Source organism: Escherichia sp. 20412-1 (assembly GCF_003027595.1).
GTDB classification, from domain to species: Bacteria; Pseudomonadota; Gammaproteobacteria; order Enterobacterales; family Enterobacteriaceae; genus Escherichia; species Escherichia marmotae.
Map to the genome: position 1 here is coordinate 1 of NZ_PYQM01000071.1, position 8,899 is coordinate 8,899.

An 8,899-nucleotide genomic window follows, 5' to 3' on the forward strand; every position below is an offset into this window, starting at 1 on the left:
CTCAAACAGGGATCGTTTCGCAGAGGATACTACAGTTTTTTGAAATCAGCGACTTGAAAGTTGTGACGATGATCTGTGTTGGCGCACAAATCATGTCTGATTACGACCGTTTAATGTGATTTTGATAATGAAATGACTGAAAAGCTGGAAATGCCTTAACCTGGATGCCGGCCCCGGGCGGGACCGGCTGTTTCTGGCATGTCGGGTGTCTGCCCCTGAAATACCTCACACTTCCGGAAAGCGGGGACTTCCGTCCCCGCCCGGCAGCTTACTTCCGTGCTTCGTAGGCCAGAGTTACCTGCACCACTGTATTTCCCCTGTGAATATTCAGTTCACATAACCGTTCCCTGAATATCAGTGAAAAACACAACACCGTGGCGCACACGGCGAGCAACCCGATAAGGGCATATTTCGTCATAAACTTTGACCTCTCTGCAAGGAAGAGGCTACAATCAGTAGTGTTGAGATACTTCATGCAGACCTCACGAGTTAATGGATTAACAAGTGGGGTCTTCGCATTTCTGGTACCTGCGTCTTGCCTGAACCAGAAAGGCTCAGACACCCGCCGCGATAATACCACATTCCCGGTTGCTGACTATTACCTGCATTTCCCGGTTTTTATTACAGAAACGCCGGGAGCGGGGAAAACTTGCTTTTTCCCGTTTCCGGGGTTGGACAACTGAGCAACGCGAAGGCGTCAGCTACGATGTTCCGGTGACTGCTGATCAGCCCCTGTTGTATTCAGCCATTCTCCGGTCATCTGCATCAGTTTTCTGGCATCGTGGCTTCTGAGCAACGGAATACCAGCCTGCCTCAGAACCTCTTCCAGAAGAATATCCCGGCGCCGGCGTTCCGGTCGTAAATGGCTGGCATCATCCAGCTCTACTGCAGCAACAATACTGAACGAACGCCGCTCAACGATAACCACATCAACATGCCACTGAGACACCATCCTGAATAACTGCCACCACTGGCGTGATCGTGGCCGGATATTCCCGTTCAGCTGGACGATATCCGCGACCCGTACCTGCGGACACAGATACCACCGCTTCATATCCACAATTCTGAGCAGTCCTTTCATAAAACTGACTTCCCTTTCTGTCAGCAGCGTCTTCTGACGTTGCCAGTATTCACCGCTGGACAGTATTCGCTCTGCATCACCGGTCCGTATACCTGCCGCATGCAATTGCATCAGCAAAGGAGAATGCTGATTTACACTTCTGAGGATAATCCGGATAAGTAACGCTGCAATAATCAGAACAATGAGAATAAAAATAATCAGTTTCATTATTTATCTGCTCCTGGCAATTAATTATTGCTGAATTATTACCTTACATATTTCCATATCTCTTTTGGTATCCTGTCATATAACTTTCCGGTGATTAATTCCGCTAACCGGTGGTCTGCTGCTGAATTAAATGATTCACGTTCACTGTTCGATAAACTGTCCCTGTTTTTATGAATAATTGTTCCCAGCGTATTGACTGATGAACATCGCCGTAACTGATACAGCCATTCCTGTTTTGTTTTGCTATATTTATTCCCGACAGGAACAGATGAATGATAAAATTACCAGTATTTTATTTACGGTGTCTCCATATCCAGGGTGGAACCGGATCAGCATCTGACCAGAGCCCACGTTTTTGTTGTCTGGCTTCGTTCTGAAGGACAGGCAGCACGGGATCGGTGTTGTACTGCTCATAGACCCAGGCAGCCCCGGCCCGGACCATACACTGATTAACATTCATTCCGTCTGGTGCATAAACCTGCCCGAGAATACGACCATAACGATCTCGCTGAAAATATGTGACGGTAACCGTTTTTCCTGCGACCAGTGATTTCATCATGTCTGTTGACCACCGGCCATAATCCTGTTTCTTTTCCGGTGCATCAATATTTACCAGCCTGATCCGCACCGCCTTCCGTGAGTCCATGACCTCGATGGTATCACCGTCCAGTACACGAACAACCCGTCCATGAATATCTGCAGACAATACCGGCCATGAAAAGATAAATAATACCAGTGGAATATATTTCCTCATGTTATTCTCCATATCAAATAAATGGCACCTGTATTTCAGGTATCCTGAATATTGCAGCACACATTGAATAACATCTTGTTTTGTGAAATTAATCACAAAATATAAAAGCGCGACTTAATACGGAAAAGACTCTGTGTTACTCAGAGGTATCCGGTCATACTGCCCGACCGGAGAGTCAGAAAAACAATACTTATGAACTCCTTTCAGCCTCCTCCACCTGGTCGCGGAGGCTGCTTTTTTACCTCTGCCCCTGGCATCGCCGGCGGCAGCGTTCAGCCCTCTGCCGGGCAAACGCCTGCCAGTCGGCCCGGGGAGCCGTATGGGCAGCCCGGCACCACGCTTCGGCGGCTTCCAGCCAGAGCCCCCTGACCTCCAGCCGGACAGCCCGGTTTCCGGCACGCTGCCAGCGCCAGACCTGAGTGTTTCGTGAACTGTTTCTGAATCCGTTCATTTTACATCTCCCCTCTTTAACTCATCAGTATTCCTGTGTTAAATAATTCAGTGGACTGACTTCTTTTCGGGTATAGAAGTTATTTCCTTTTAAGCCTTATTGTTTCAGCCTCCTCAGTTTTCGGGGAGGCTTTTTTTATTTCTCATCCAGCACAGCCTGAAGTTCTGCTTTTATCCGGTTCTGGCGACGGATTTTCGCCAGACGCGCTGCCGCATACGCTTCTTCCTCCTGAGAAATATGCTCCGTCACATACCCTTCCGTGTCATACCGGCAGGCACCGGCTTTCATGGCACACAGATAGCTTTCCGAACGGGTGATGGCCTTCAGCGCCCGGCGCAGTTTTTTATGCGAGAGCGGGATATTCCGCTGCGCCACGTCTTCCAGTAACACGTCCCGGATACCGCAGGCCAGAAGCCGGGGTGTGTCACCGTCAAATAATCCCGGCCACCAGGGTTTCAGGGTATTCACGGCCTCATCCAGCGTGGGCAGATTCAGATAAATGGACAGCGCCTGTCTGGCCTGCGCTTTTTTTGCCGCCAGCTCAGCTTCCCGGGCCGCCTTCTCGGCCAGCTTCTGCTTTTTCACCTTCCATTTTGGTGGCGTGGTGACATTGATGATGGTTTTCCGGCTGCGGACAGGCGTCTCCCCTTCCGTTTTCCGCTTCAGTGTCAGTACCGGTCGCTTCTGCTCTGTCATGCTGTGTTCTGCCTCTGACGAATTATCCTGTTGCGGCCAAAGATACCACACCCGTCACAGTGCCAGAACGCCCAGCACAGCCAGATGACAGGCATAGAACGTCGGGAAAAAATCTCCGGGCCAGAAACGGGGTAATGATTTCCCTGCGCACGACACCAGAGCAACGGTCAGTACCGTCATCATAAGACCGGCCACCGCCGCCGCATCACTGGTGGCAAGGTTAAGCGCCGGAATAACAGCCAGCAGGCAGGCGACCAGCGCCAGACGTTCCGCTCTGTCTTCCGCCCGGTACAGCCTGTGGCTGACTGCCAGCATCAGCAACCCGGCAATGCCGTAACTGGTGCCGGACAAAGGCAACCATACTGCCAGCAATAACATGGCCCCCACAGAACGCCACAGGCTGCGCGTTTCACACCATGTCAGCACCTGTGCCGCAACTGCGAAGGCAAACAGGATATTCCCCTCATACCAGGGAAAGCCGGCCAGATAATATGCGAACTGGGCAATCACTGCCCATCCCCACAGCCGGTTAATGGCCGGTTGCCGGATATGCGCATGACGGGACAGATTCAGCCCCCACACCAGGGCAAACAGTGGAAAGGCTCCACGCCCGGCCAGAAACATCCAGTCCTGCTTAAGCTGGAATATCAGATTGATGTGGTCCAGTACCATCAGCACCAGTGCCACCGTTTTGATGATATCCCGCTGTCCGGGTGACCAGACCAGCAACGACTGCAACCAGGTATCGGTCCGTGCAGCCAGTGAATCGTTACGTGTCGTGTTCTCTGTTGTCATCAGCGTATGTCTTCCTGTATCAGTCTCCGCCCGGGGTTTTCTCTTTCTGCAGGTCACGGACCATATCCCGCCCCATCTGCTGCAGTCGCTCCTGCAGCAGGTTTTCCCGGGCAACCTCCCGGACCGCTTCCCGCTCCCGTTGTGGTTCACGCAGTACACTCTCCGGCAGCGCGGCTTCCCGTTCAGAAGTGACAGCCCGTTCACGCTCCTGCACGGCAATCTCCCTGACAGCCTGCTCTGTTCTGCCGTCCGGCAGGTCAGGTTTGTTCTCTGCCATTTTACGGACAATTTCATCTGCGCGGCGTTCCGTTTCACGGCGGATGGCCTCTTCAGCCTGCCGCTGTGCCAGTACCTCTGCCGTGACCGGTTCGCCATTTCCGGCTCCCGGCTGGACGCTGTTATCCGGAATATCCCCCCACACGCGACCACCGGTGATGGCTCCGGGATTCCACGGACGACCTTCACCGGCGATTCTCACCACCACACCGCTGTCGGGATTATCACGGGCAATCCGGACGCCATCCTGCATATTATCAGCCAGCAGGCTCTCTCCGTTACGGCTGCCCTGCAGGGCCACGAACTGCGCATCCCCGCTGCCTTTCACCCGGCCTTCACCGCTGAATCCCCGCAGCCCGTTTCCGTCATCCGTGGTCAGTGGGTTCAGCCAGATACCTGCTGACCTGCCGTTACGGTCAAACGCCGGCAGTGCCACATACGGCTGCGGATATTTGCGCCCCGGTGCAATAAACCGTGCAGGACTGTCTCCCCCGGCAAGCCCCGCCTGACGAAGAACGGCACGGCCTGCCGCCACGTCCCGCAGCTCCCGCGCCGTACTGAACAGCCGCTCTGCATTCATGACCTCCCGGTCCGGTTTCGGCTCCAGCACATCGTGGGCAGTTCCTTTCTGTACGGCATTGTTGATGGCATCCGTCCAGCCCTGACGGTTATCGGTGTACACCTGCACATGCTGCTTCATACGCGACAGGGCCACGTAGGCTGACTCAAAGCCGGCCATCAGTTTCCGGTTACCTTCCGTGCCTTCAAGCGCGATGGCAAAGGTTTCACTTGCCCCCTGCGCACCGTGGGCGGTGATGGCATAAGCCAGGTCAATATGTTGCTCTGCCCGCTCCCGGGCGGGGCGAATCACCCGGGTCTGCTGTCCGTCCGACAGCGTGACACTGTCACCGGAAACTGCTGTCACCGTCCAGACGCTGTTGGCCACATAACCGCGCTCCCGGTCACTCTTCGTGAAGCGCATCCGGTCACCGGTCCCCACCCGGATGGTGTCCGGAGTGTACAGTGTGACACCTTCAGCCACCGCCTCCCGGGGCGAAATCAGCCGCGTGTTACCTTCCGCATCCTGCAGGGTTATCAGCCCGTCATCCTTACTGATACCGGCAATCCGGTGATACACATTATCCACCAGGACAAGTGCGTCCCGATGTGTCTCCCAGGTGGAGAGACGACGCAGCTCTCCGTCGCGTATATTCGCTGTGTTCAGGACAGGCACCATGACCTGCTCTTTTCCCAGCTCACCGGCCTTTTCCCGTGCATCATGAATCATGCTGTTCAGTACGCGCCGGTCCTCATTCAGGTGCGTGACAATCAGCGTCTGCTCCCGTGCTTCCGGTGTCCTGCCGGTATAGTCGCGGACAATGGCTTCATACAGTGTCATGGGGACATCCGGGAAAGCCTCGCCTTTCAGCATCGCCTTCTGCTGCGCTTCTGCCAGTTTCGCTTCCTGGCTGTGACTGAACTCCGTCACGGAGTGCTCCGGTGCCCATGCGCCCTCCTGACGTGGCACCTGAGACGGTTTCACACTCTCAAGCCCGGACAGTGCCCTTTCCACATCCCGGTTAATCAGGCTGTATACCGCCTCCCGCAGTTCCGGCGTCTGACGCACAATCTCCTTCATGATGACCACATCGGCAGCACTGCGCGTCTGCTGGAGACGGAAAGGCTGACCGGGCGCGATGGCCTGCAGCTGGTCCGTGTCACCACTGGCCACAGCCCGACCTCCACCGGCCGCAATCAGGGCGTATGCCCGTGCCATGTCGGTATTGCCCACCATTGAGCTCTCATCGAGCAGGAACAGCGTGTTGCTGAAATCCGGTGTTTCTCCGCTGCGCTGCTGCAGCTGCGTGTCATGCAGAAATGACGCCAGTGTCTGTGCATCCACGCCAGCGCTGCGCATCTCCCCGACCGCACGGTGCGTGGGCCCCAGCCCCACGACACGGGGACGCTCACTCTCCGGCAGCATGTTCACGGCTGACATCACCGACCGGAACTGTGTGGTCTTACCCACACCGGCATAGCCCTGCACCACCGTGAAACGGTCGGACGTTTCCAGTATCATGCGGGTGGCGGCACGCTGTCCTGATGTCAGTTTCTCCATGAGTTCGCCAGGTACTCTCTCCATCAGCGGCGTGACCGCCTCCTTACCTTCGAGAATATGGCGAAGAATGCTCTTTTCTGCCTCATACGACGCACGGGAAACCAGCAGGCCTGTGCCATAGCCTTTTGCCACATCCACATACAGTAAATCACCGCGTTTTATCTGCGCATTGATTTCCCCTCCCAGTTCAGTAAAACCGGTTCCTTCTGCAGCAAACGACTTCGCCTCTGTCAGCAGGTCCACCATGCTGAAGGCCAGGTTTTTACTTTCCAGCACAGGAAGGGCCAGATGAATGGCCTGCTGTGCCGGCGTGTGAAGCCCGGCTTTCTGCAGACTGATAGCGGTTTCCAGCAATGTCTCACCGGCACGCGCCTTTATCTGCTCAGAAACCACCGTAAAGGAGGGGTGGCGGGCAAGTTTTTCCGCAGTACGGGTTTCATCCAGTGAGGAATACAGCCGGACATCACGACCGCTGCGGGCCAGACCGTTCAGGGTGGCATTGTCCATTGCCATCTGTGTGACGGAGGCAAAAACCGTCGCACTGTCACTGACGGAATGCCCGGGCGTTTCCACCCAGCCGTTCTCCAGCTTCAGTGCCGTGAATGGTGAGTCGCTCACAGGCAGGGAGGCCGGTTCAGCCCGCCCCGGCACAACAACCGTCATCGCATCTTCACTGACGGATGTCACCTGCAGGCGGTCACCACCGGAGACGCGGAGTCCGGGAATTTTCCCTGTCACCCTCAGACGCTCGCCGTCTGCCACCGGCATTTTTTCCGGCCGGAACAGCGACCAGCTGCTGTCCGGGGAGGAAATACGCACCACCTGCGTTTCGCCCTGCGCATCCCGCAGGGTCAGGCTGTGACTCTGCGCCGTCACCCGGTCGATAACATAGCGGTCATGACTGCGTGTCTCCGGGTTCCACTGCTCCATCACCATCCCCGGTCGGTACATATCCCGCAGATAACGGCTCCTGCTGTCCAGCCAGACCGGTGACAGGGCAGTCATGGTCACCTCCGGGTGTCCGAGCACGCCCTGTGTTTTCAGCTCACTGCGAATGGCCTGTGTCAGTATGGCCTGTTCCCGTACCCCGCTGACCTGTGCCACGCTCTCTTCTCCGGCTTTCACGCTGACCGCAAAATCTCCGGCCAGCCGGGCATAGCGGACATTACGGTCCGGTTCACTGATGATGGTTGCCGGTCGCTGTTCTCCCCCCTGCCAGCGATATGTGTTCACCCCGGCATCCTTCATGGCCATCAGTGCACTGCCTGTACCGGTTCGCTGCCCGCTGTCGGTTATCAGAACCTGTACGTTATGACGTGCGGCACCGTCCAGCAGGGTTAACGTCTCTTTCAGGGAGAGTTTTTCGCCCTGGTCGACGATAACGGTACTGCCCGGTGTGAAGGCCATGCCCTCCTGCAGCTGACGACGTCCGGTTATCAGCTCACCGGACAGCCGTTCATCCTGCTTCAGGTTCATCTGCGAGCGACGGTCAGCGGCGATAATCTGCACCTCCCGCCCCTGCTCCCGGGCCATCATGGCCAGTTCAGCCACCCGCTCACGCTGCCCGGCTGCACCGCCCTGCCCGGACACAATGGCCAGCGACGGACGGTCCTGTGCCAGAACACTGACGGCATCGCTGTAACCAGCCGTCCGGGGAACACTTTTCTCCGGATGTATGGTCACCCGGTTCTGTTTCATGATGTCACGACTGAGTGCCCGGACGGACAGCTCATCGAGCACATGAATCCCGGACGTGAACAGCCCCTTCTCACGGTCGAGGGGGATGAGCTGCTCACGGCTGATGGCCTCATCGATACCGGCGCGGGCCCGCTCAATCACACCATTTTCCGGCGGCAGTATGCCGACCGTTCTGGCCAGCACGTCCGTGTACGTGAACTGCACTTTGCGTTCACTTAATCCGGCAATGGCCTGTGTCACCGCCTGCTGCACATCCGGCCCGTCCGGTGAAGCTGGCCCGGGCGTCTGCGTGCGGATCTCCGCACGCTGATCCGCCGCGTCACGATATGCCCGGATGTAGAACCCGGTTTCCTTCAGCGTCTGCATCCACTCGGCCATTTTAATTTCCGGATCGACGTGCTGTTTGGATTTTCGCGTATCCAGCGCCGCCACATCCCGGGATTTCAGCGAGGCATCCTCCCCGACAGCCTCCCGGATAGCCTGTGAACGTCCGGAAAAGGCCTCCACCGGTACGCCCGGCATCTCCCACATACCGTGCTTACCGACCACTTCGGTTTCATAGCCCAGCGCCTCAACCTGCTCTTTCAGTTTTTCCCGGTATAGCCTGCCAAAGGCAATCTGATTAGCGTACACATTCTCAATGAATCCCGTTTTCCCCACTTTGTCACTGCTCAGTGTCTTCCATTCGCCGTTATGCTGCGTGACATTAGCCACCACCGCATGCGTGTGTAACTGTGGTTCCTGATCGCGACTGGTGTCGTGGTTAAACAGTGCCATCACCAGATTACCGGTCAGCACCGTTTCTGACTGTCCGTCCGTCAT

The 8,899-nt window shown here is 56.3% G+C and carries 8 protein-coding genes; all 8 read right to left on the minus strand.

Annotated elements, in window-relative coordinates; all coding sequences use genetic code 11:
* Positions 1-268: 268 nt before the first annotated feature.
* On the minus strand, positions 269-475 hold the full coding sequence (locus C7B16_RS23190; protein WP_001362723.1) for a Hok/Gef family protein: 207 nt from the start codon (positions 473-475) through the stop codon (positions 269-271).
* A gap of 222 nt (positions 476-697) precedes the next feature.
* The gene (locus tag C7B16_RS23205; protein WP_096924314.1) at positions 698-1,288 is read right to left on the minus strand and encodes a DUF2726 domain-containing protein; all 591 of its coding nucleotides are present in this window, start codon (positions 1,286-1,288) and stop codon (positions 698-700) included.
* A gap of 38 nt (positions 1,289-1,326) precedes the next feature.
* On the minus strand, positions 1,327-1,512 hold the full coding sequence (locus C7B16_RS23210) for an Hha/YmoA family nucleoid-associated regulatory protein (protein WP_107180227.1): 186 nt from the start codon (positions 1,510-1,512) through the stop codon (positions 1,327-1,329).
* Between the two features lie 68 nt (positions 1,513-1,580).
* Positions 1,581-2,042, minus strand: coding sequence for a thermonuclease family protein (locus tag C7B16_RS23215; RefSeq protein ID WP_096924313.1), 462 nt, complete (start codon positions 2,040-2,042; stop codon positions 1,581-1,583).
* A gap of 238 nt (positions 2,043-2,280) precedes the next feature.
* Complete coding sequence (locus tag C7B16_RS23220; RefSeq protein WP_107180225.1) at positions 2,281-2,493, minus strand: hypothetical protein; 213 nt, start codon at positions 2,491-2,493, stop codon at positions 2,281-2,283.
* Between the two features lie 135 nt (positions 2,494-2,628).
* Positions 2,629-3,189 (minus strand): fertility inhibition protein FinO, encoded by a 561-nt coding sequence (locus tag C7B16_RS23225; protein ID WP_040084627.1) that lies wholly within the window; start codon positions 3,187-3,189, stop codon positions 2,629-2,631.
* A gap of 54 nt (positions 3,190-3,243) precedes the next feature.
* Positions 3,244-3,984 carry a conjugal transfer pilus acetylase TraX gene (gene traX / locus C7B16_RS23230; protein WP_096924311.1) on the minus strand — a complete coding sequence of 247 codons (741 nt, stop codon included), beginning with the start codon at positions 3,982-3,984 and terminating at the stop codon, positions 3,244-3,246.
* 19 nt (positions 3,985-4,003) lie between these two features.
* The coding region (traI, locus tag C7B16_RS23235; RefSeq protein ID WP_107180226.1) for a conjugative transfer relaxase/helicase TraI at positions 4,004-8,899 on the minus strand (4,896 nt) is incomplete at its 5' end.

Coding starts and splice junctions, on each gene's coding strand:
- traX (WP_096924311.1), bottom strand. CDS start 3,984: ATGACAACAGAGAACACGACACGTAACGATTCACTGGCTGCACGGACC.
- C7B16_RS23225 (WP_040084627.1), bottom strand. CDS start 3,189: ATGACAGAGCAGAAGCGACCGGTACTGACACTGAAGCGGAAAACGGAA.
- C7B16_RS23190 (WP_001362723.1), bottom strand. CDS start 475: ATGAAGTATCTCAACACTACTGATTGTAGCCTCTTCCTTGCAGAGAGG.
- C7B16_RS23205 (WP_096924314.1), bottom strand. CDS start 1,288: ATGAAACTGATTATTTTTATTCTCATTGTTCTGATTATTGCAGCGTTA.
- C7B16_RS23215 (WP_096924313.1), bottom strand. CDS start 2,042: ATGAGGAAATATATTCCACTGGTATTATTTATCTTTTCATGGCCGGTA.
- C7B16_RS23220 (WP_107180225.1), bottom strand. CDS start 2,493: ATGAACGGATTCAGAAACAGTTCACGAAACACTCAGGTCTGGCGCTGG.